We start from the raw sequence: 651 nt of genomic DNA on the forward strand, positions 1-651 counted from the left end.
AGCACCACCGTCTGGTTGAACCCGTCGGCAGGGCCCTCCCGCTCGGCCAGCCAGTGCATGATCGGCGTCGGGTGCACCGGCCCGACCCCGGCACCCTCCGGCTCGGCCTGGACGCCTTCGTCCTCCGTCGCCACCAGCGCCAGCTCACGCACGCTCTGATGACGGAACACATCCTTCGGAGCGAACATCAGGCCCGCCGCGCGTGCCCGCGCCACCAACTGGATCGCGCTGATGCTGTCCCCGCCCAGATCGAAGAACCCGTCCTCGACCCCTACCGAGGCCACCCCCAGCACCTCGGCGAACAACCCGCACAACACCGCCTCCACCGGCGTACCCGGCTCCCGGCCACCCCCCGCCACCTGCGGCGCCGGCAACGCCGCCCGATCCAGCTTGCCGTTGCCCGTCAACGGCAACGCCCCCAGCACCACCACCGCCGAAGGCACCATGTACTGCGGCAACCGCCCCCGCACAAACCCCCGAAGCTCCTCGGCCAACCCCCCGTCGATGTCCTGCTGCGACATCTCCCGCCCGGTGTCGTGGGGAGACGACACCGACACGGCCAGCAGCCCGTCCGGCGTCCTCGGCGCCGCCGTACCGCCCGCAGCCGCAGCCGCAGCCGAGGCCGGCACCACGTAAGCCACCAGCCGCCGA

The 651-nt window shown here is 72.5% G+C and carries 1 protein-coding gene; it reads right to left on the bottom strand.

The genetic code is table 11. The features are described from left to right. On the bottom strand, positions 1 to 651 hold a 651-nt coding region (locus tag Pta02_RS40860; protein ID WP_239131609.1), incomplete at both ends, for a phosphopantetheine-binding protein.

Origin of the sequence: Paraplanobispora takensis (assembly GCF_016863195.1) — a bacterium.
Lineage (GTDB): Bacteria > Actinomycetota > Actinomycetes > Streptosporangiales > Streptosporangiaceae > Planobispora > Planobispora takensis.